Annotated in this window: 26 protein-coding genes; 13 read left to right on the top strand and 13 right to left on the bottom strand. The window is 66.0% G+C overall.

Annotated features, from left to right (window positions below; translation table 11 throughout):
- Positions 1-49: 49 nt before the first annotated feature.
- A complete protein-coding gene (locus C2R25_RS01030) occupies positions 50-502 on the bottom strand; it encodes a YaiI/YqxD family protein (protein WP_103727472.1) in 453 nt (150 codons plus the stop codon).
- Between the two features lie 43 nt (positions 503-545).
- Complete coding sequence (aroC, locus tag C2R25_RS01025; protein WP_103727448.1) at positions 546-1,625, bottom strand: chorismate synthase; 1,080 nt, start codon at positions 1,623-1,625, stop codon at positions 546-548.
- Positions 1,626-1,857: 232 nt separating this feature from the next.
- Between aroC and C2R25_RS01015 the strand changes: the two genes are divergently transcribed.
- The 3 genes from C2R25_RS01015 to C2R25_RS01005 are packed head-to-tail and all read left to right on the top strand — an operon-like array spanning position 1,858 to position 3,301.
- A complete protein-coding gene (locus C2R25_RS01015) occupies positions 1,858-2,205 on the top strand; it encodes an ArsC family reductase (RefSeq protein ID WP_103727446.1) in 348 nt (115 codons plus the stop codon).
- A 26-nt stretch (positions 2,206-2,231) separates the two neighbouring features.
- Positions 2,232-2,795: a nicotinamide riboside transporter PnuC gene (gene pnuC, locus C2R25_RS01010; RefSeq protein WP_103727445.1), complete on the top strand. Its 564-nt coding sequence runs from the start codon at positions 2,232-2,234 to the stop codon at positions 2,793-2,795.
- Positions 2,792-3,301, top strand: a complete 510-nt coding sequence (locus C2R25_RS01005) for an AAA family ATPase (protein ID WP_103727444.1) — start codon at positions 2,792-2,794, stop codon at positions 3,299-3,301. Before pnuC ends, C2R25_RS01005 begins: the two co-directional genes overlap by 4 nt.
- On the opposite strand, the gene C2R25_RS01000 is transcribed toward C2R25_RS01005, so the two are convergent.
- Both C2R25_RS01000 and ubiG read right to left on the bottom strand, forming a co-directional pair.
- Positions 3,298-4,347 carry a hypothetical protein gene (locus tag C2R25_RS01000; RefSeq protein ID WP_103727443.1) on the bottom strand — a complete coding sequence of 350 codons (1,050 nt, stop codon included), beginning with the start codon at positions 4,345-4,347 and terminating at the stop codon, positions 3,298-3,300. The two genes, C2R25_RS01005 and C2R25_RS01000, sit on opposite strands and share 4 nt — an antisense overlap.
- A gap of 92 nt (positions 4,348-4,439) precedes the next feature.
- Positions 4,440-5,189, bottom strand: a complete 750-nt coding sequence (gene ubiG / locus C2R25_RS00995; RefSeq protein WP_103727442.1) for a bifunctional 2-polyprenyl-6-hydroxyphenol methylase/3-demethylubiquinol 3-O-methyltransferase UbiG — start codon at positions 5,187-5,189, stop codon at positions 4,440-4,442.
- 97 nt (positions 5,190-5,286) lie between these two features.
- Here ubiG and C2R25_RS00990 point away from each other — a divergent pair, with 97 nt between their 5' ends.
- A complete protein-coding gene (locus tag C2R25_RS00990; protein ID WP_199183731.1) occupies positions 5,287-6,531 on the top strand; it encodes an aspartate kinase in 1,245 nt (414 codons plus the stop codon).
- Positions 6,532-6,594: 63 nt separating this feature from the next.
- Here C2R25_RS00990 and C2R25_RS00985 read toward each other — a convergent pair whose 3' ends face one another.
- Positions 6,595-7,890, bottom strand: a complete 1,296-nt coding sequence (locus C2R25_RS00985) for an acetyl-CoA hydrolase/transferase family protein (RefSeq protein WP_283405703.1) — start codon at positions 7,888-7,890, stop codon at positions 6,595-6,597.
- A gap of 224 nt (positions 7,891-8,114) precedes the next feature.
- Here C2R25_RS00985 and C2R25_RS00980 point away from each other — a divergent pair, with 224 nt between their 5' ends.
- The 8 genes from C2R25_RS00980 (at position 8,115) to trxC (ending at position 14,081) form a co-directional block, all read left to right on the top strand.
- Positions 8,115-9,146, top strand: a complete 1,032-nt coding sequence (locus tag C2R25_RS00980; RefSeq protein WP_103727439.1) for a nitronate monooxygenase family protein — start codon at positions 8,115-8,117, stop codon at positions 9,144-9,146.
- Positions 9,147-9,157: 11 nt separating this feature from the next.
- The gene (purU, locus tag C2R25_RS00975; RefSeq protein WP_103727438.1) at positions 9,158-10,012 is read left to right on the top strand and encodes a formyltetrahydrofolate deformylase; all 855 of its coding nucleotides are present in this window, start codon (positions 9,158-9,160) and stop codon (positions 10,010-10,012) included.
- Between the two features lie 72 nt (positions 10,013-10,084).
- A complete protein-coding gene (locus C2R25_RS00970) occupies positions 10,085-10,486 on the top strand; it encodes a VOC family protein (RefSeq protein WP_103727437.1) in 402 nt (133 codons plus the stop codon).
- A gap of 57 nt (positions 10,487-10,543) precedes the next feature.
- Positions 10,544-11,416 carry a dienelactone hydrolase family protein gene (locus tag C2R25_RS00965; protein ID WP_103727436.1) on the top strand — a complete coding sequence of 291 codons (873 nt, stop codon included), beginning with the start codon at positions 10,544-10,546 and terminating at the stop codon, positions 11,414-11,416.
- Between the two features lie 262 nt (positions 11,417-11,678).
- Entirely contained in the window at positions 11,679-11,867 is a 189-nt protein-coding gene (locus tag C2R25_RS00960) for a DUF465 domain-containing protein (RefSeq protein WP_103727435.1), read from the top strand.
- A 74-nt stretch (positions 11,868-11,941) separates the two neighbouring features.
- The gene (locus C2R25_RS00955; protein WP_103727434.1) at positions 11,942-12,943 is read left to right on the top strand and encodes a TerC family protein; all 1,002 of its coding nucleotides are present in this window, start codon (positions 11,942-11,944) and stop codon (positions 12,941-12,943) included.
- 121 nt (positions 12,944-13,064) lie between these two features.
- The gene (locus C2R25_RS00950; protein ID WP_103727433.1) at positions 13,065-13,613 is read left to right on the top strand and encodes a pseudouridine synthase; all 549 of its coding nucleotides are present in this window, start codon (positions 13,065-13,067) and stop codon (positions 13,611-13,613) included.
- Positions 13,614-13,628: 15 nt separating this feature from the next.
- Positions 13,629-14,081, top strand: coding sequence for a thioredoxin TrxC (gene trxC / locus C2R25_RS00945; protein ID WP_103727432.1), 453 nt, complete (start codon positions 13,629-13,631; stop codon positions 14,079-14,081).
- Positions 14,082-14,108: 27 nt separating this feature from the next.
- On the opposite strand, the gene C2R25_RS20305 is transcribed toward trxC, so the two are convergent.
- The 8 genes from C2R25_RS20305 to C2R25_RS00910 form a co-directional block, all read right to left on the bottom strand.
- Positions 14,109-14,252: a hypothetical protein gene (locus C2R25_RS20305; protein WP_158250593.1), complete on the bottom strand. Its 144-nt coding sequence runs from the start codon at positions 14,250-14,252 to the stop codon at positions 14,109-14,111.
- Positions 14,249-15,925, bottom strand: a complete 1,677-nt coding sequence (ybaL, locus tag C2R25_RS00940) for a YbaL family putative K(+) efflux transporter (RefSeq protein ID WP_103727431.1) — start codon at positions 15,923-15,925, stop codon at positions 14,249-14,251. Before ybaL ends, C2R25_RS20305 begins: the two co-directional genes overlap by 4 nt.
- A 95-nt stretch (positions 15,926-16,020) precedes the next feature.
- Positions 16,021-16,353: a hypothetical protein gene (locus C2R25_RS00935; RefSeq protein ID WP_146049590.1), complete on the bottom strand. Its 333-nt coding sequence runs from the start codon at positions 16,351-16,353 to the stop codon at positions 16,021-16,023.
- Between the two features lie 154 nt (positions 16,354-16,507).
- On the bottom strand, positions 16,508-17,494 hold the full coding sequence (gene nadA / locus C2R25_RS00930) for a quinolinate synthase NadA (protein ID WP_103727429.1): 987 nt from the start codon (positions 17,492-17,494) through the stop codon (positions 16,508-16,510).
- 83 nt (positions 17,495-17,577) lie between these two features.
- The gene (locus C2R25_RS00925) at positions 17,578-18,288 is read right to left on the bottom strand and encodes a hypothetical protein (RefSeq protein ID WP_103727428.1); all 711 of its coding nucleotides are present in this window, start codon (positions 18,286-18,288) and stop codon (positions 17,578-17,580) included.
- A 73-nt stretch (positions 18,289-18,361) separates the two neighbouring features.
- A complete protein-coding gene (locus C2R25_RS00920) occupies positions 18,362-19,258 on the bottom strand; it encodes an MBL fold metallo-hydrolase (RefSeq protein ID WP_103727427.1) in 897 nt (298 codons plus the stop codon).
- The gene (locus C2R25_RS00915; RefSeq protein ID WP_103727426.1) at positions 19,255-19,773 is read right to left on the bottom strand and encodes a DUF1465 family protein; all 519 of its coding nucleotides are present in this window, start codon (positions 19,771-19,773) and stop codon (positions 19,255-19,257) included. Before C2R25_RS00915 ends, C2R25_RS00920 begins: the two co-directional genes overlap by 4 nt.
- 112 nt (positions 19,774-19,885) lie before the next feature.
- Positions 19,886-20,083: a YdcH family protein gene (locus C2R25_RS00910; RefSeq protein ID WP_103727425.1), complete on the bottom strand. Its 198-nt coding sequence runs from the start codon at positions 20,081-20,083 to the stop codon at positions 19,886-19,888.
- A 248-nt stretch (positions 20,084-20,331) separates the two neighbouring features.
- Between C2R25_RS00910 and C2R25_RS00905 the strand changes: the two genes are divergently transcribed.
- On the top strand, positions 20,332-20,487 hold the full coding sequence (locus C2R25_RS00905) for a DUF465 domain-containing protein (protein ID WP_103727424.1): 156 nt from the start codon (positions 20,332-20,334) through the stop codon (positions 20,485-20,487).
- The last annotated feature ends 30 nt before the right edge of the window (positions 20,488-20,517 follow it).

The raw sequence follows: 20,517 nt of genomic DNA, 5'->3' as shown, positions 1-20,517 counted from the left end.
AAGGAACGACGCAGGAGCGCAGCGCGAGGTTGCGGCCCGGCTCGGCCGTTCACCTCGTGCGGCGGGCGAGCTTCACCAGCATCTCGTCGAGCGAGGAGAGGAAGCGGGAGCGGTCCTGCTTCGAGAAGGGCGGGGGACCGCCAACGACGTCGCCGTTGGCGCGCAGGTCGGCCATGATCGCCCGTGTGGCGATGGCGCCACCGATCGAGGCGGTGGTGAAGGGCTTGCCGTTGGGTGCCAGCACGCTTGCGCCAAGCTTCAGACAGCGGTCAGCGAGGAGAATGTCGGCGGTGATGACCACGGTGCCCGTATCGGTGTTCGCGACGATCCAGTCGTCGGCGGCGTCGAAAGCATCGCTCACCAGCTTGCGGGTGACGAGAGTGCCCTGAGGGACGCGGATCGGGCTGTTGCTGACAACGACGACCGGCACCTTGTGCCGCGTGGCCACCTTGTAGACCTCATCCTTCACCGGACAGGCGTCGGCGTCGATCAGGATGCGCAGGGCTGCGCTCACGGTTGCGCCGGCCCGGCGATCATGCGCACGATCACCCGCATTGGCCCCTGTGAAGCAGCTTGTGGTCCGCCAGCACGAGAGCCATCATTGCCTCGACCACGGGAACCCCGCGGATACCGACGCAAGGATCGTGACGGCCCTTGGTGAACATCTCGGTCGCCTCACCGGAGCGAGTGATGGTTTGCTGCGGGGTGAGGATCGAGCTGGTGGGCTTGAAGGCGACCCGGCAGGTCACCGGCTGGCCGGTGGAAATACCGCCTGCGATGCCGCCCGCGTGGTTCGCAAGGAATTCGGGCGCTCCGTCAGGAGCCTCGGCGGAAGGGCGCATCGGGTCGGCGTTCTGCTCGCCCGAAAGGCGCGCGGCGGCGAACCCGTCGCCGATCTCCACGCCCTTGACCGCGTTGATGCCCATCATCGCCGCTGCAAGGTCGGCGTCGAGCTTGGCATAGAGCGGCGCTCCCCAGCCGGCGGGGACGCCGCTGGCGTAGCATTCCACCACCGCACCGACCGAGGAGCCGGACTTGCGCGCATCGTCAACGATCTTCTCCCAGCGCTCGGCAGCGGCGGCATCGGGGCAGAAGAAGGGGTTGTTGGCGATCTCCGCCTCGTCGAACTTGCCGGGATCGATCATGTCGCCGCCGATCTCGGACACGTAGGCGACGATCCTGACCTCTGGGATGACGAGGCGCGCCACTGCGCCCGCAGCCACCCGGCTTGCGGTCTCGCGCGCGGAAGAGCGTCCGCCGCCGCGATAGTCGCGAAAGCCGTACTTGGCGTCGTAGGCGTAATCGGCGTGACCCGGGCGATAGGCGACCGCGACTTCCGAGTAGTCCTTCGACCGCTGGTCGACGTTCTCGATCATGAGGCTGATCGGCGTGCCGGTCGTGCGCCCTTCGAAGACGCCGGAGAGGATACGGACCTGGTCCGGCTCCTGACGCTGGGTCGTGAATTTCGACTGGCCAGGACGGCGCGCATCAAGGAATGGCTGAATCACGCTTTCGTCAATCGCCAGGCCGGGGGGGCACCCGTCGACGACGGCACCGATCGCCGGTCCGTGGCTCTCGCCCCAGGTGGTGAATCGCAGAAGGCGGCCGAAAGTGTTCACGCTCATGCCTGCGCCTTGGCGCGCAATCTTCCGATTGTCCAGAATGCGCGGCGTGCCACATGCTTGCGGAAGCGACTGCGAAGGTCCATGAGCGCGACCATGTTCCTGGAGGTCTTCCGCAACCCCAAGCGCGGTGACATAGGCACCGCCGCGTACCGGCCGGTGCCGAGGCGCAGGTCAAGGCCGTCCTCCTGTGCAACAGACGACGCGTGCATCACAGCGAGAGAGACACAGAATCGTGAGCCTTCACTTCTACGGCATCCCCAATTGCGACACGGTGAAGAAGGCCCGCAAGTGGCTGGAGGCCCGGGACGCCGACTACACCTTCCACGACTACAAGAAGGAAGGCGCCGATGCCGCGCGGCTTGAGGCGTGGGTGGCCGACGTTGGCTGGGAAACGCTGCTGAACCGGGCGGGCACCACCTTCAGGAAGCTGCCGGAGGAAGAGAAGCAGGACCTCGATGCCGCCAGGGCCGTCGCGATCATGGTCGCGCACCCGAGCACGATAAAGCGCCCGCTCGTGGAGCATCCGGGCGGGCTGCTGGTGGGATTCAGGGAGCCGGAATGGGCTGCGGCGCTGGCGTGATCGGCGGCTGACGCGGGGCAGGCTTCATGAACCTTGTCGAATGGGCGGCGGCGCTGCTCGGCCTTGCCAACATCGCCCTGCTGGTACGCCGCAGTGTCTGGAACTACCCGTTCGGCATGGCGATGGTCGCGCTTTACGCCCTCGTGTTCTTCGAGGCGAAGCTCTACGCCGAGGCCGGGCTGCAGGGCTTCTTCTTCGCCGCGCAGGCCTGGGGCTGGGTGCTGTGGGTCCGGGCCGGCGGAGGCGACACGCAGGTGCCGGTCCGTTGGCTCGGGAACTTCAGCCGCCTCGTCTGGGCAACGGCGACCGCAGCGCTGGCGCTGAACCTGGGATGGGTGATGCACCGCTTCACCGACGCGTCGCTGCCCTATGCCGACGCCGCGATCGCAGGCGCCAGCATCGCGGCGCAGATCCTGCTGGCCTTTCGCCGTATTGAGAATTGGGTGCTGTGGATTCTCATCGATGTGGCGTCCATCGCCGTTTATGTGAGCAAGGGCCTGTGGCCGACTTCGGGGCTTTATCTGGTGATGCTTCTGATGTCCGTGCAGGGTCTGCGGGAATGGATCTCCGCCGCGAGGAAACCGGGATGAAGACAGTGTGCCTGCACGGCGCGGAAAGCACGGGCAAGTCAGTCTTGTGCGAGCGCCTGCTGACGCTGCGCGGTTGGCCCTTCGTGCCGGAGTACGGCCGCGCCTATTGCGAGGAGCGTGGCACCGACCTCTCGATGGTCGATCTTCTCGTCATCGCGGAGGGGCAGGCGCGGGCCAATCGGCGCGCCATGGCCGAGCAGCCGCCGCTGCTCGTGCTCGATACCGACCAGCTCATGACGGCCGCCTGGGCGCAGATGCTGTTCGGCGAAGTTCCCGATACGCTCCTTTCGTATCCGAAGGCCGATCTCTACCTGCTGTTCGAACCGGATGTGCCCTGGTGCGAGGATGGTACCCGCTTTTTCGGCGAGGACATGGAGCGCCGCCGTTTCGCCGCGCTCAGCGAAGAGATGCTGCTGCGAGCCGGTGTACCGTTCGTGCGGGTTTCCGGTTCCTGGCAGGAGCGCGAGACGATGGCGCTTGGCGCGATAGACCTTCTGCTCGCCTAGCGCCGCGCGCGGTTCCATTCGCCCACGGGTGCCACCGGCAGCCCGACGTCGAGCAGCCCGAGCACGCCAGCGGGTGAGGCCTTGATCTGCGGCACGGCGCTGACGGCGGGCAGGGCGGTCATGATGTCCCAATCGTGGTTCTTCCAGTGCGGCTCCGGGATCAGGCGCATGCGCGTGTCGATGCTCGGTTCACCCTGCACGACGAGATGATACTGATCGTCGTCGATTTCCCAGCCTTCGGCCAGATTGCGGGTGAGGTACCACACGACCGTCAGGATCACGACGGTTTGACCGCCGACCTTGCCACGCCAGCCGCCGCGCAGGGCGGCGTTGGTGCCCTTGTCCATCCGCATCCAGCCAAGGTCGACGTTCTCCGCAGCGGTGGCGTACTCGCAGAAGAACTCGATGTCGTCGAAGGTCAGGTCAAGGGCGGCACCGATGCGTTCGACAGCGTCGCGAAAGAGGATCAGCCAGGCCTGCGCCCGTTCCGCCAGTTGCGGCGTCATGCCCCCCGGCTCTCCGATGCCGAGGAAGCCCCAGGTCTCCACGGATTCGTAGACGGAACAGTCCGCTGATTCGGTGAGGGAAACGGAACGCACATCGCGGCAGATCGCAGTCAGGCTGGCGGTGACGGAGTTGATCCAGCCGGGATTGATGCCGGTGATGTACAGCGAGGAATTTCCCCTGGCGCAGGCCGCCTCGAGCCGCTCCTTCACTTCGCCCCGGATGCCGCCGACATTGAGGAACAGGTTGGTGGAGACCACGTCGGCGCCGCTCTCCAGCAGTCGCACGGCCTGATCGAGATCGGCTTCGAACGGCGTGTAGAGGATGGTGTCGGCGCCCAGCGCGAGAAGGGTTTCGACATCGTTGGTGGCAAGGATGCCGGTGTCCGGTCGTCCGCACAGTGCCCCGGCATCCTGGCCGTTCTTGTCATCCGACCAGGCGAAGCACCCCACCAGTTCCAGCCGGGGATCGTCGAGGATCGCGCGAAGGGCGTGCTTGCCGACCTTGCCGGTGGTCCACTGAATGACGCGCAGCCGTTCCATCTTGCTCTCCCTCTTCCGGGAGGGAATGTTCCGGCATCCGGGCGGCGAGGGAATTCCCGCGTGGGTACGTCCGTCTCGTCCGCCCGCCGGTCTCAGCGCTTGCGGGCGGTGACGATGAAGTTGAGCGAGAGATCGTCGGAGAGGTGGAGGCCTTTGAGCGGCGACCAGGCGATACCGCGCGGGGTGCCGAGTTCCAGGCCGGCCCTGCTGGCCAGATCCTGCAGTTCCGACGGCGTCACGAACTGGGTCCAGTCATGGGTCCCGCGCGGCACATGGCCGAGCCGCTCGGCTGCCTCCACCAGAAGCAGGCGCGAGCGGGCGGTGCGGTTGGGGCAGGAGAGAATCATCAGACCATCCGGAGCGAGCGCTGCGGCAAGCTGGCTCATGAAGGCGGCCTTGTCCGTCACATGCTCGACCACCTCCAGCGAACAGACGAGATCGAAGTTTGCGAGGCCCAGCGTTCCCAGCTCCCCCGCCCGGTAGCTGATCGGCAGACCCATCGCGTCGGCATGGGCGCGGGCGGCGGCAATGTTTTCCGGCGCGGCATCGACGCCGGTCACGGCTGCGCCCATGCGCGCCAGGGGTTCGCACAGCAGGCCCGCACCACACCCGGCATCGAGCGCGGTCTTTCCGGCCAGAGGCTTCAGCGCGCGCGAATCCTGGCTGAAATGCAGGTCGATCGCCTCACGGATGAAGGCCAGTCGTACCGGATTGAGCTTGTGGAGCATCGCGGAGGAACCGGCGGGATCCCACCACTCTGCGGCCAGGGCGCCGAAGTGAGCGGCCTCCTTGGGATCGATTGTTGCGCCGGAAGCAGGCATCGAGGCAGTTGCATTGTCCATGATCCCCCCCTAACAGCGCCGCCGACTCTTATCCACACCCGCGCATGTCGCCCGGGTATTTATGCAGGGGAGCAACGGCGCCTTGGCACGTATCGTGATGAAATTCGGCGGCACTTCCATGGCCGGCACCGAGCGCATCCGGCGCGTGGCGGGCATCGTCAAACGCCAGCAGGAAGCCGGGCATGAAGTGGCGGTGGTCGTTTCCGCCATGGCCGGCGAGACGGATCGCCTGGTGAACTTCTGCCGGGAAGCCAACGCGCTTTACGATCCCGCCGAATATGACGTCGTCGTCGCATCCGGCGAACAGGTGACCTCCGGTCTCCTGGCGTTGACGTTGCAGGCGATGGGCTGCAAGGCGCGGTCCTGGCTCGGCTGGCAGGTGCCGATCAAGACCGACGACGCACACGCCAAGGCCCGAATCGAGGAGATCGATGCGGATGCCCTGATCGCTTCCATGCAGGCGGGCGAGATCGCGGTCATCCCCGGCTTCCAGGGCGTTTCGCCCGAAGGCCGGGTGACCACGCTTGGCCGTGGCGGCTCGGACACCTCGGCCGTGGCCGTGGCGGCGGCGGTGAAGGCGGATCGCTGCGACATCTACACCGACGTCGATGGCGTCTACACCACTGACCCGCGCATCGTCGCCAAGGCGCGCAAGCTGCCGCTCGTGACGTATGAGGAAATGCTCGAGCTGGCCTCGGTCGGCTCCAAGGTGCTGCAGACCCGCTCGGTCTCCCTCGCCATGAAGGAGAACGTGCGGGTGCAGGTGCTTTCCTCGTTCATCGACGAGGGCGCGCCTGCCGCCGACACCATCCCTGGAACCCTGATCGTCAGCGACGAAGAACTTGAAGGAAGCGATATGGAACGCCAGCTCATCACCGGCATCGCCGCCGACAAGAACGAGGCCAAGGTCACCCTGACCCGCGTGCCTGACCGTCCGGGCGCGGTGGCGTCGATCTTCGCTCCGCTGGCGGAATCGAACATCAACGTCGACATGATCATCCAGAACGTCGCCAAGGACAAGGGCGAGACGGACGTCACCTTCACCGTGCCTCAGGCCGACCTCGTGCGCGCCCAGGCGCTGCTGGAAGAACGCAAGGAAGTGATCGGCTACTACCGCCTCATCGCCGACGGTACAGTGGCGAAGATCAGCGTCGTGGGCGTGGGCATGCGCAGCCACGCGGGCGTGGCGAGCACCATGTTCAAGACGCTTGCCGATCGCGGCATCAACATCATCGCCATCTCGACCAGCGAGATCAAGGTTTCGGTCCTGATCGACACGGACGAGACCGAACTGGCCGTGCGCGTGTTGCACACCGCCTATGGGCTGGACGCCGCCGCCTGATCGCAGCGCTCCTGCCGGGACATCAGGAAAAGGCGGCGCGCCGAGCGCCGCCTTTTCGCGTTTTCAGAGCGCTCTCGCCAGTTCGTCCCGGAACTTCGGGTCGGCAAGGCCGATGAGAAGGTCGGCGCGCTCCCGCAGGGACTTGCCGCGCAGGTTCGCCGCGCCGTGTTCGGTGACGACCCAGTGGACGTCGTTGCGCGGCGTGGTCACCGGTCCGTCGAGGCGCGGGACGATCCGGCTGACGGTGCCGCCGCGTGCGGTGGACCGGCAGGCGATCACTGACACCCCATGGCGCGACGCATTGGCTCCTCGCACGAAATCGAGCTGGCCGCCTGCGGCGGAATGCTGCCGTCCCGCCATGAACTCCGAGTTGCAGGCGCCCTGCAGGTCCACCTGGATGGTGGCGTTCACGGATACGACATGATCGTTGCGGCCGATTTCCGCCGGGTCGTTCACGATGTCGACCGGGAGCGAATAGAGCTGCGCGTTCCCGTCCATCCAGCGGTAGAACGGCTCGTCCCCCATGGCGAAGGTGAAGACGCTGCGCCCGGGATGCGTCGCCTTGCGCCGGTTGGTGACGGCGCCCGAGTGCACCAGCCCGGCCAGCGAGGGGGTCAGCAGTTCCGTATGAATACCCAGCTCCGCGCGGTTGCCGATGAGGCGGCAGACCGCAGCGGGCAGGTTGCCGATGCCCATCTGCAGGCAGGCGCCGTCGTCCACCAGTTCCGCGATATAGCCGGCGATCGTCTCATCCTCGGCCGACATGCCCTGTTCGCCGAAGGACAGCAGTGCTGCCCGGTTTTCCACCACCGCGCTGACCTGCGAGATGTGAAGCGGCGTCGAACAGGCGACGCGCGGCATCGCAGGGTTGACCTCGACAATGACGGTGCGCGCGCAGTGAGCGGCAACGGAGGTGTAGTCGTTCGCGACGCCGAAGCTGAAGTATCCGTTCTCGTCCATGGGTGAAACAGTGAGGATGCAGCTGTCGAGCGCCAGTTCGTCGCGCAGGAGGCGGGGTGATCCGCTGAAGGCGCAGGGCACGAAGTCGATCAGCGCTTCGGCCGAAGGGTCGGCAGCGACGAGGGCGCGTTCCACCCCGCTCATGAAGACGCACCGTGGCTGGATGGCCCCAAGCCGGTCGCGTCGCAGGATGGTCGATCCGGCGTGCGCCTGCGAAAGCAGGTACCACACCCGCAGGTCCTGCACGTCGCCTGCCTCTGCACGGCGGGCGAGAGCTGCAAGGAGGGCGGGGGGCTCCGCCACCGCCATGCCAAGGGCAAGATCGCTGCCGCTCCTGACGAGGCGGACCGCTTCGTCCGCACTCATGAGCCTGTCGGCATAGATCTGCTTCGCGTTCATCATCAACTCCCGGCATTGCCTTATCCTCCGCGCAGGTTTGCCGGGGGGCGCCGTCGAGGCAAGTGCAGTGCGTGCAATCGAGCCGCTCCAACGGTCACTCGTCAAGCCGGGCGGCGATGGTCCGGCGGGCTCATCCAACGTCTGCCCTTTCTGGCCGCTTGTCTGGGGCCGCTTCGACCCGTATGGCGCACGGCTGTCGAAAAATCCGGGGCATGGGAACGTCAATGACCGCCAACACCAAGACTTCAGCGCTGATGGCGCGTGGCTGCGAATTCCTCGGTAGCGAGACCGCGATCCTGTGCGGCGCGATGTCGTGGGTGTCCGAACGCAATCTCGTTTCGGCGATCAGTAACGCGGGCGGCTTCGGTGTGATCGCCTGCGGCGCGATGACGCCTGCGCTTCTGGACACGGAAATCGCCGCCACCAAGGCGCTGACGTCCAAGCCCTTCGGCGTGAACCTCATCACCATGCACCCGCAGTTGTTCGATCTTATCGATGTCTGCGCAAAGCACGGCGTCACGCATGTCGTGCTGGCTGGCGGTATCCCGCCCAAGGGCAGTGTCGAGGCGATCAAGGCGCATGGTGCCAAGGTCATCTGCTTTGCGCCCACGCTGGCGCTCGGCAAGAAGCTGCTGCGCTCCGGCGCGGACGCGCTTGTGATCGAGGGCATGGAAGCGGGCGGCCACATCGGCCCCGTGTCCACGTCCGTCCTCGCGCAGGAAATCCTGCCGAGCCTTGCGGCGGATCATCTGGTGTTCGTGGCCGGCGGCATCGGCCGCGGCGAAGCGATGGCAGGTTACCTGGAGATGGGCGCGGCCGGCGTGCAACTCGGCACCCGCTTTGCCTGCGCCAGTGAATCGATCGCGCATCCCGATTTCAAGAAGGCGTTCTTCCGTGCCTCCGCGCGGGATGCCATCGCCTCGGTGCAGGTCGACCCCCGCCTGCCGGTGATTCCCGTCCGCGCGCTCAAGAACAAGGGCACCGAGGAGTTCACCGCCAAGCAGATCGAGGTGGCGCGCCGCCTCGACGCCGGTGAGGTCGACATGGGCGAGGCGCAGCTTCAGATCGAGCATTTCTGGGCCGGAGCCCTGCGTCGCGCGGTCATCGACGGCGACGTGGAGAGCGGCTCGATCATGGCCGGACAATCGGTCGGCATGGTCAGCAAGGAAGAGCCGGTCACGGATATCATCGCCGCCCTCATGGCCGAAAGCGAAGCCGCGCTGACCAACCGCGCCGGCGCGCCGATCGCCGCCTGAGGACGGGAACCATGGCCGAACCGCTGATCCTGGCGCTGTCCTGCGCCGACCGTCCCGGCATCGTCGCGCGCGTCACCGGCTATCTCGCGCAGATGGGGGCGAACATCGTCGAGGCCCAGCAGTTCGACGATCAGGAGCAGGGCCGCTTCTTCATGCGGGTCGCCTTCGATCCCGGCACTGCCGACCGAGAGGACATTCGCGAGGGCTTCGGCCCAATCGCTCACGAATACGGAATGGCCTGGTCGATGCAGCGGCGCGACCGGCCCCGGCGCGTGCTGCTGATGGTCAGCAAGTTCGATCACTGTCTGGCCGATTTGCTGTACCGCCACCGGATCGGCGAAATCGCCATGGACATCGTCGGCGTGGTGTCGAACCACCCGCGCGAGGCGGTGAACACCTTGATGCTGGGTGACATTCCCTTCCATCACCTGCCGGTGACCCGTGACACCAAGGCCGAGCAGGAGGCGCAGGTGCGCGCTCTGGTGGAGGAGACGCGGGCCGAACTCATCGTCCTCGCCCGCTACATGCAGATCCTGTCCGATGAAATGGCCGCCTTCCTTTCGGGGCGGTGCATCAACATCCACCACTCGTTCCTGCCGGGCTTCAAGGGCGCCAAGCCCTATCACCAGGCGCACGCGCGGGGCGTGAAGATGATCGGGGCGACTGCGCACTACGTGACCGCCGATCTCGACGAAGGACCGATCATCCACCAGGACGTCGAACCCGTCACACACGCCGACACGCCAGAGGATATGGTCCGCAAGGGTCGCGACATCGAGCGTCGCGTGCTCGCCGAGGCGGTACGCCTTCACCTTGAGGATCGCGTGCTGCTCAACGGCGCGAGAACGGTTGTATTTCGCAGCTGACGCGGCACGATCCCCATTGCCTCCCGGCTCATCCCGCGCGACAGTGGCGGGAAAGACGGAGGGAAGAGGGCCATGCAGGTCAGCGGTATCGATCACGTCAACGTACTGACGGACGACCTCGAAGGCACTGCCAGCTTCTATGAGCGGGTGCTGGGCCTGGTGCGCAGCGAGAACCCTTCCATCCGCGCCGGCATCGCGGGATACTGGATGAGGGACGCCTCCGGTCTGCCAATCGTGCATCTCGTTGACCGGACGACCGCGCCCGGCCGCTATGACGAGTACCAGCCCGGTGCGCCCACGAACGCGCTGCACCACGTCGCCCTGCGCTGCACAGGCTTCGGTGCCGCCTGCGAGCGGCTGGATGCGATGGGGCTCTCCTACCGCGTGAACGACCTGCGCCACATTGGTCTGCGTCAGATCTTCCTGACGGATCCGAATGCAGTGAACCTGGAATTGAATTTCAACGGTGATTGAGCGGATCGGTGCGCAACGCTAGGCTGGCCAGCGAAGCGACGAGCGGAGAAAAAGCCTATGTGTGAAGACTTCACGGCCGAGGATTTCGCCAGGGCAGACCACCGCATGAGGGGGCTCGACCGGCGACAGTTTACCGTGCTTGGCGCCGGCGCGGCACTGGCGGGATGCGGTGCGGTTGCGGGTGAGAGTGGACCGTCGCTGCAGGAGCGCATGGTTTCCATCACCACCGCCGATGGCGTGTGCGATGCGTTCTTCGTCCATCCGGGCAAGGGGGCTCACCCCGGCGTCGTAATGTGGCCCGATGTGGCCGGTTTGCGGGATGCGAAGAAGATCATGGCCCGCAGCCTTGCGGCGCGCGGCTATGCCGTGCTTGTCGTGAACCCCTATTACCGCTCAGCCCCCGCGCCCATCATGAAGAGCTTCGCAGAATTTCGGACCCCGGAAGGACAGGCGAAGATCGGGCCCATGCGCGCCGCGCTGACCCCGGACGCCGTCACAGGGGACGCGAAGGCCTACGTGACCTTTCTCGATGCGCAGAAGGCGGTGGATCGCAGGCGCAGGATAGGCAGCAACGGCTATTGCATGGGTGGACCCTTCACCGTGCGGACGGCAGCGGCCGTACCCGCCAGGGTTGGAGCGGCGGTGTCCCTGCACGGAGCCGGGCTCGTCACCGATGCTGCCGATAGTCCTCACCGGCTGCTGGCCGGAACGAAGGCAGGCTTCCACTTCGCCATCGCTCGAAACGACGATGCGAAGCAGCCCGGGGCCAAGGATGCGCTGCGCAAGGCGGCCGAGGCTGCACATCGCCCGGCGCAGGTCGAAGTCTACCCCGCCGACCACGGATGGTGCGTTCCCGATTCGCCGGCTTATGATCCCGTTCAGGCGGATCGCGCATGGCAGCACATGCTGGAGCTTTTCGCGCAGCTCTGAGGTTCGGCCCGCACTCCCTGTTCGCGCGCCTTCGGCCATGTCGGACGCGGTGGACATCGTTGGGGGTTGAACAGACTCCGGAATTCACGTATTGAAACGGGGCGGGCCGGGCCCCTCTGGCGCGGCGCGATCGGGATATTTCCCTCGCGCCTCGTGATGTCGGACCGCATCGGGTGATCCCGGTGCAGGTTCAGCAGTCCTTTCAAGCAAACCATGCGCCGCTCATCCGATCGAACAGCAACCCGTTCGATAGGGATACGTAATGACTGAACGCATGTTCCGCCTGCTCGAGCTCCACCAGAAGCTCGATGCCTCCCTGCGCCGCAAGAAGGCGGCACGGCGCGAGATCGGCGATTTCGTTGAAATCACTCTCCTTACCACACGAAAACTCAAGCTCAGGAACAGGTTGGCCCGGCAGATCGTTCCGCCCGTGGCCGTAGCTAGCCTGTAACCTGCGCGCCGGCGCGCCCTCCCCCCTTCCTGCGCGCCGGCGCAACCCTTTTGCCGTGACAAGGGCGTTCGACAATGGAATTTCTCTCCGCTGACTGGCTTGGCACCCCTGCCTGGTTCTGGCTGGCCTTCGCCGCCGTGGTCCTGCTGCTCACCGCCTTCGATCTCGGCGTCCTGCACAAGGATGACCGGGAGATGGGTATCTCCGAATCCCTGAAGCTGTCGGTGTTCTACATCGGCATCGCCATGGTTTTTGGTGCCTGGATCTGGTGGGCCAAGGGCTCGGCACCGGCGATCGATTACTACACGGGCTACTTCATCGAGAAGGCGCTCTCGATCGATAACGTGTTCGTGATCTCCATGATCTTCGGATACTTCGCGGTCCCCGCCAAGTACCAGTATCGCGCGCTGCTGTGGGGCATCCTTGCGGTGATCGTGCTGCGCGGCCTGATGATCGCGGGCGGCGCCGCACTGATCGCGAACGCCTACTGGGTCATGTACCTGTTCGCCGCGTTCCTGATCTTCACCGGTATCAAGATGCTGTTCACCAGCGACCATGATCCGGACATCGGCAACAACGCCGCCATCCGCTGGATATCGCGCCACATGCGCGTCACCAAGCAGCATCACGGCGAGCACTTCTTCGTCCGGGAAGCGAACGCCAGCGGGCGCATGGTTCTGGCCGCAACGCCGCTGTTCCTGGCACTCGTCGTCATCAATCTGGCGGACTTGGTCTTCGCGATAGATTCGGTGCCGGCGATCTTCTCGATCACGACGGATACCTTCATCGTCTACACCTCGAACATCATGGCGATCCTTGGCCTTCGCGCGCTTTACTTTGCGCTGGCGGCGATGGTGCACCGCTTCCACTACCTCAAATATGCCCTGGCGCTCGTGCTGGTGTTCATCGGTGGCAAGATCCTGATCGCCGACTTCGTTTTGGGCGGCGCCAAGTTCCCGCCGCTGATAAGCCTCGGCGTGACCCTCGCGCTGATCGCGGGAGGGGTGGCGTGGTCGCTGTGGAAGACGCGCGGCGAAGCGGCCAACGCTACTTCGACGGGCGCATCGCACCGCTAGGACCTGCTCGAAAGACAAGGCACTGGCGGGAGCGGCAATAATCAGGTGCGCCGCTCCCGCCATGCCGCTACCACTCCGGCATGAAAGCACGACGTGCCACTCGCCCGCAGAGGACCGCGCCATGGGGCGCCTGATCCTGTTCAACAAACCCTTTGACGTGCTCTCCCAGTTCACCGACGCGCGGTCACCCACGCCCCGGGCGACGCTGTCGGATTTCGTGGACGTACCCGGCGTCTATCCCGCCGGGCGCCTCGACCGCGACAGCGAAGGCCTGCTCCTGCTGACGGACGATGGCCGGCTTCAGGCCCGCATCGCAAATCCCCGTTTCAAGGTGCCCAAGACCTATCTCGCGCAGGTGGAGGGGGAGCCGAACGAAGCCGCGCTGCAGGCGCTGCGCTCGGGCGTGGTGTTGAACGACGGGCCGACGCGCCCGGCCGAAGCGCGGCGGATCTCTCCGCCCGATCTCTGGCCGCGCACGCCTCCCGTTCGCTACCGCAAGAGCGTTCCGGATTGCTGGGTAGAACTGTCGATCCGGGAAGGGCGTAACCGGCAGGTTCGCCGCATGACGGCAGCGATCGGGCATCCCACGCTGCGGCTCGTGCGTTGGCGGGTAGGTGAATGGTCGCTCGACGGCATCGCTCCCGGCGAATGGCGTGAAGTGACGATCTGACCAAGGAGGCGTTGCATGTCCGACACGATGATCGTGGCCTGTCCGGCCTGCTCCACCCTGAACCGCGTGGCGCGCGAACGGCTTGGGGCGGGGGGCAAGTGCGGGAAGTGCGGCTCGCCGCTGTTCGCCGCCGCGCCGGTGACACTCACGTCCCGGAATTTCGACGCACACGCCGCCCGTAGCGGTCTGCCGCTGCTGGTTGATTTCTGGGCCGCGTGGTGCGGGCCCTGCCGTCAGATGGCACCGGCGTTCGCTGCGGCAGCGGGGCAGCTGGAACCGGAAATGCGGCTGGGTAAGCTGGATACCGAGGCCGAAGGCGCAATCGCCGCTCGCTTCGGCATCCAGTCCATCCCGACCCTTGTCCTTATTCGCGGGGGCCGCGAGATCGCGCGCAAGGCAGGGGCCATGCCCGCAGGGGCCATCACCGCCTGGGCAAGGCAGGCGGCAGGGGGGCGGCAGACCTCCTAGCGCCTCCCGTATTCTCCGGCCGCAACGCTAGTGCGCGAGCGCGGAGAACGTCGCATGGCCGGGAAGTGCCCCGTGGTTCATCACGCAGGCGGTGGGAACGGCGACGGCAAGGACGATGCCGCTCCAGATTGCCCACTTGAACCAGTGCGGCGGCTTTCTGCGCGGCGTCATGCCGTCAGCTCCCCAGGCGCGGGCGCCTTGCGCCGGTCGTCTTCGATGGTGGCCAGCATCTGCCGGGCAATCTCACGTTCGCCAAGCACCACGCTGTCGGCGCCATGCTGCACAAGGTGTTCGCATTGGGCGTCGCTATGTGCGCGTGCGATCACTGAAAGGTCGGGACGCAGGGCCTTGGCCTGTTCGCAGATGGCGCCCGCTTCGAATCCCTCGGGAATGGCGATAAGCATCCGGTGCGCCCGCTCGATGCCGGCCTCGCGCAGCACGCCGGGCTCGACCGCGTTGCCCGTGACCACTTCGAAGCCGTCCGCGCGGGCCTGCCGGGCAAGGTCGCCCTGCGATTCGATCAGCAGCACCGCCGTGGGCTGCGCCCGCAGTCCCCGTGCGACGAGCTTGCCGACGCGGCCGTAGCCGACGAGGATGACGTGCTCCTCGTGCCTGCGCTCGCGTTCGATTTCGGTCTGGGCCGCCTCTTCCGCCAGTTGCTTCTTCACGGAACTGGACCGACCTACCGCGAGATTGAAGATGAACGGGTTAAGGAAGATCGAGATGATCGCACCCGCCAGGATGAGATCGCGTCCGGCGTCCGGCAGGAGACCAAGCCCGGCGCCCAGTCCGGCAAGGATGAAGGAAAACTCACCGATCTGGGCCAGGCTGGCCGAGATGGTCAGTGCGGTGTCGTTCCTGTGCCCGAAGGCGCGTACGATGAACCAGGCCGCGAAGGATTTGCCGACGATGATGGTGAGCACCGTCACCAGAAGCGGCAGCGGCTGCTCGGTCACCACGGTCGGGTCGAACAGCATGCCGACGGAAACGAAGAACAGGACGGCGAAGGCATCACGCAGGGGCAGGGTTTCTTCCGCCGCTCGGCGGCTGAGCTGAGTCTCGCCAAGGATCATGCCTGCGAAGAACGCCCCCAGGGCAAAGCTGACGTCGAAGACGTAAGCCGCGCCGAAAGCCACGCCGAGCGCCACCGCCAGGACGGCGAGCCGGAACAGCTCGCGGGAGCCTGTGTGCACGACCCAGTGCAGCCCCCAGGGCAGGACCCGGCGTCCGACGATCAGCATGAGCGCAACGAAGCCCGCCACCTTGAGCAATGTGCTGGCCAGCACCCACGGGAGCGAGGCTGCGGCGTCACCGCCGGCCAGCCCGGACGCGAGCGCAGGCAGCAGCACGAGCGCGAGCACCATGACGAGATCCTCGACGATGAGCCAGCCTACGGCGATGCGTCCCCGCTCCGTTTCCACGAGGTTCCGGCTCTGGAGCGCGCGCAGGAGCACCACGGTACTGGCCACCGAAAGAGCCAGGCCGAACACGAAGCCGGCGATCAGGCCCCAGCCCATCAGGGTGCCTATGCCGATGCCCATGAGCGTGGCGGCGCTGATCTGCACCAGCGCCCCGGGTATGGCGATGGACTTCACGGCGAGGAGATCCCGCAGCGAAAAGTGAAGGCCCACGCCGAACATGAGGAGGATCACGCCGATCTCGGCGAGTTCCTGGGCAAGCCCGACATCGGCGACGAAGCCGGGTGTGAAGGGGCCGACGAGGACGCCGGCGAGAAGATAGCCTGCAAGGGGAGAGACCCGCAGGCGGTGGGCAAGTGCGCCCATGAAGAAAGCGATCACCAGACCGGCGACCACCGTGCCGATGAGAGGTGTGTGATGAGGCATTGAACGTCCCGTGCTACGCAGCACCCGCCATGCCTCCGGGGCGCAGGGCGGGCATGGCTGAATCCTGGATCGGGTCAACCCGATCCCGCGGCGTGTCAGGCCACCGGGGGTGCTCGCGGCTGGGCCCGGGTACAGCGCCAGCCCGGACGTTCAGGAGCGCAGGTGCGCCCGGGCTCCCGAGGAGCAATAAGGACGGCAAGCGTCGATGCCGTCGAGCCGGAATGCAGGACGGTAAGTGCGTCGTCCGATGGATCGGGCTGGGCTGCGGCGAGCTGGCCGGGCGCCATTCGGCGCGGCTGCTCGGTGGAGACGTCCACCGTCGAAGGGCTGAAGGGGGAGCCCGTGGTGCGGACTTCGTTCGTGGGCAGGAGCGCATGCGCGAAGACCGCCGCCAGCAGAAGCAGGCACCAGACTTCCAGTTTCCTCATGATGAGGTTTTCACGCAAGCGCTCGGGTCTCCGGGATTGTGAGGGGCGGCACCTGATGTGCCAGCCCCTTGCAATGTAGGAGACGAAGGCCGGTTTCGCCAGTCGTCAGCGCCGCTGTTCTCTCCGTCGACAGCGGAGAGTAGCGCCCAGGAGGTCAGCGCGCGCCGAGGTCGCCCTGTCCGATCGTGCCGCTTGCCATCTCCAGCATCCGGTCGAGGCTCTTCTTCGCGGCAAGACGAAGCCCTTCCTCGATTTCCACGCGCGGGCTCAGGTCGCGCAGGGCGAGGTAGAGCTTTTCGAGGTTGTTGAGCGCCATGTACGGGCAGATGTTGCAGTTGCAGTTGCCGTCCGCGCCCGGCGCGCCGATGAAGGTCTTGTCCGGGATCGCCAGCTGCATCTGGTGGATGATGTGCGGCTCGGTCGCCACGATCAGCGTGTCGCCCGGCATGGTCTTGGCATACTGGAGGATGCCGCTGGTCGAGCCCACGTAATCGGCATGATCGACGATGTGCGGCGGGCATTCCGGATGCGCGGCGATCGGTGCGTTCGGATGCTGGGCGCGCAGCTTGAGCAGCTCGGTTTCGCTGAAGGCCTCATGCACGATGCAGACGCCCGGCCAGAGCAGCATCTCGCGATCGAACTTGCGCGACAGGTATCCGCCCAAGTGGCGGTCGGGACCGAAAATGATTTTCTGGTCACGGGGGATCTGCTGGAGGATGGTCTCGGCGCTGGAACTGGTCACGATGACATCGGACAGCGCCTTAACTTCCGTGGAGCAGTTGATGTAGGTGAGTGCGATGTGATCGGGATGCGCTTCCCGGAAGGCCTTGAACTTCGCCGGAGGGCAGGAATCTTCCAGGCTGCAGCCGGCGTCGAGGTCAGGCAGCACGACGATCTTGTCGGGCGAGAGGATCTTGGCGGTATCCGCCATGAACTTCACGCCGCAGAAGGCGATCACCTCGGCGTCGGTCTCGGCGGCCTTGCGGCTGAGTTCCAGGCTGTCGCCCACGAAGTCGGCCAAGTCCTGCAGTTCCGGCTTCTGGTAATAATGAGCGAGGATGACCGCGTTGCGCTCCTTGCGCAGGCGCTCGATCTCGGCGCGCACGTCGATGCCGGAAAGGTCGGCGGGCATTACGGTCATGGCGTTCCCTACATCCTGTCCCGGACCTTGCTCCGGGTGGGGGCCTATCTAGGGGCGGGAAGGCCCGGACCCAAGAGGAATTTTCAGGCCGTGAACTGCGACGCGAAGGCGATCCACGGCGGGCTGATGGCGAGAAGTTCGATGAGCACGTGCGCGAGGACGACGGCGACGGCGACGGCGGCTGTGGCGGGGTGGACATGCCCGCGCTCGCGCCGGTCGTGCCGCGCGATGAGGGCGACGACGCCTAGCTGCACCGCCATGACCAGCCACTCGCCCCAGGGGGCCAGGAGCGGCATGGGCAGGACACGTCCCAGCGCGGGCTCCATGATGACGATCATCGAACCTACCATCAGGCGCTTGTGCCAGTCCCCCTCATTGCGGCGTGCCACCGCCGCCATCACCAGGGTCGCGAAGACGATGATGCCGACGTGAACCAGCGCAAGAAAGTAGGCGGGGGTGAACATCGGCGGAAAGAACCCGGCCCGCAGGGCGGCAAGGCAGGTCATGCTCGCCAGCACGATGATCGTCGGAAGCATGACGGCGCTCGCCCAGCCTAGCCGGCGGTGAAGTTCGCGGCCCGCTCCCCTCGCCAGCAGTGCCTGCGTGACGGCAAGCCCCAGCCACGCCAGCATCACCGCGCCGTGGACGTGAAAGACGATCGGCACCTGCATGTATGGAACAAAGCCGCGAAGGGCAAATTGCGCAAAGCCGAAGACGATGAACAGGCTGAGGCCGATCGTCATTCTTGCCCAGAACGAGACGCGGGAAACACGGGCCGCCGTGACTGTCGCCATGACTATCCTCCACCCTTTTCAGGCCGGTCGATAATACCGCCCTGCGCAGGGTTCAGGCAATACTCGTGGTGCTCTATGCCTCGACTGTGTGGGTGAGTGCCCAGGTGTCGTCGTGTCTTGTTGTAATGCCGCGCTTTTCAAGATCGATGAGGTGCGCGAGAACGGAGCGACCCGCCGCCGGCCAGAGCCGCTCGTCTACGCCCTTGTACATACGGGGCACCATGTCTGCGATTCGGGGGCAGCCCGACTCGATCTGGCGCAGGATCTGCTTTTCGCGCTGCCGGCGATGGCCGATCATGCCGCGCACCAGCTGGCGCGGCTTCGTTACTTCCGGCCCGTGCGCGGGGTAGTAGACACGATCCTGTTCGCGCTCGTACAGCCGGGCGAGGCTGGCCATGTAGGCCGTCATGTCCCCGTCTGGCGGTGACACCACGCTCGTCGACCATCCCATGACATGATCGCCTGTGAAGAGCGCGCCGGTCTCCTCGAGGGCAAAGCAGAGGTGGTTCGAGGTGTGGCCGGGTGTCGCGACAGCCCGGAGCGTCCAGCCCGTGCCGGTCACCGCCTCGCCATCGGCAAGCACGCGGTCGGGCGCATAGGCGTCATCGAACGAGGCGTCGGCGCGCGGGCCGTCGTCCCGCAGCGAAAGAGGCGCGCAGCCGACGATGGGCGCGCCGGTGAGGGCGCTCAGCGGGGCTGCGGCGGGCGAATGATCCCGGTGCGTGTGCGTGCAGCAGATCGCAACGACCGTGCTGTCGCCGATCGCCTCCACCAGGGCCGAGAGGTGCTCCGGCTCGTCGGGGCCTGGATCAATCACCGCGATTTCGCCCTTGCCGTGCGGGCCTACCAGGTAGGTCTGGGTGCCGGTGAAGGTGAAAGCCGAAGGATTGCGGGCCAGCACGCGGCGCACGAGCGGGCCGACCTGCTCGGCGCGCGCGTATGGCCGCTCGATCTCGAGGGAAGCGTTCATGCAGGCGATATGGGGTCTCGGGTGCCGCCTGTCGAGTTCGACGGCGCCCTCGGGTCCGAGGGTGCTCTCTTCATCCTTTCTCGCAGGCGTTGCAGAGCCTCGGTGGCCGCAGAGGTGCATGGCGCAGTGAGGCGCCAGGTCTCGTCAAGGCGGGACAGGCGCTCATGGAATTGGCGCGTCGCTTCGCAGAGGCGCCGGGCGGCGGGATCGAGCCGATGGAATTGAGGGCTTGGCGCGGCCGCAGCCGGCAGGCGGGTGCGATGCGAAAGCTCCGCCCGACCGATCTCCCGGCGGAAGAACGCCTGGTACGCATCGAGCCAGGTGAGGGCGGCGATCAGGGTCGTGGCCGCGCGCAATCCCTCCTGTGCCATGACCGAGCGGCGTTCGTCTTTCCCCGCCGGAGCGGTCGGAGCCGGTAGCGGTGCGAATGTGACGGCCACCTCGCTGGAGAGGGCAAGTGCCTCGCGGCGCAGCCCTTCGACAATACGCGGCTTGATGGTCACTGCGGACGGCATGGCACGGCCCTATTTCGCAGTCGGCGGCCCGCTGCAAGCGGTCCGTTCAGCCTTTCCTGCGCAATACGCACTGTAATATGCGGGACTCGATGCCGTCTCCGGGTCGGCCTGCTCAGGCGATGATGTCGGGGATGAGGTAATCCTCGATGTGCGCGATCTGGTCCTTCAGACGCAGCTTGCGCTTCTTGAGGCGGGCAATCTGCAACTGGTCGCCGCCGCCTGCGGTCATGAGCGCGTCGATGGCAGCGTCCAGGTCGCGGTGTTCGACCCTCAAGATCTCCAGGCGCTTACGCATTTCCTCTTCGGTCACGCCGGAATTCCCCAGTGTTCAAGGCACTTGCTACGCTGTTGAGCCTGCTGCGACCGATTCTCGCCGACGCAGGTTTGATGCGGTTCACCGATATGTAGCATTCCGGGTCTTCGCAAGGTGCAGTGGATGTGTTTCCTTGTTTGCCGCGCCGGATCTCCGATGGCGAGTCGCCAATCAGGTCGCTTGTCATCAGCCCTCTTCTGGGCACCGTTCGCATAGGGTCCGGCCCCCAAGAGGAGGAACGTCCAATGGATAATTCGCACGTCAGCACTCTGCAGCTCAAGCATGCCGGTATCGAACGGCAGATCCACGAGGAGTTGGGCCGCCCGATCCCTGATGCCGCGACGATCCAGGCTCTCAAGAAGAAGAAGCTCAAGATCAAGGAAGAAATGGCCCGATATTGAGCGTGGCGCCGATGTTTCGCATCGAAAAGC

The organism is Novosphingobium sp. HII-3 (assembly GCF_002916655.1).
GTDB classification, from domain to species: domain Bacteria; phylum Pseudomonadota; class Alphaproteobacteria; order Sphingomonadales; family Sphingomonadaceae; genus Novosphingobium; species Novosphingobium panipatense.
This window is presented reverse-complemented; position numbering and strand designations above follow the sequence as displayed.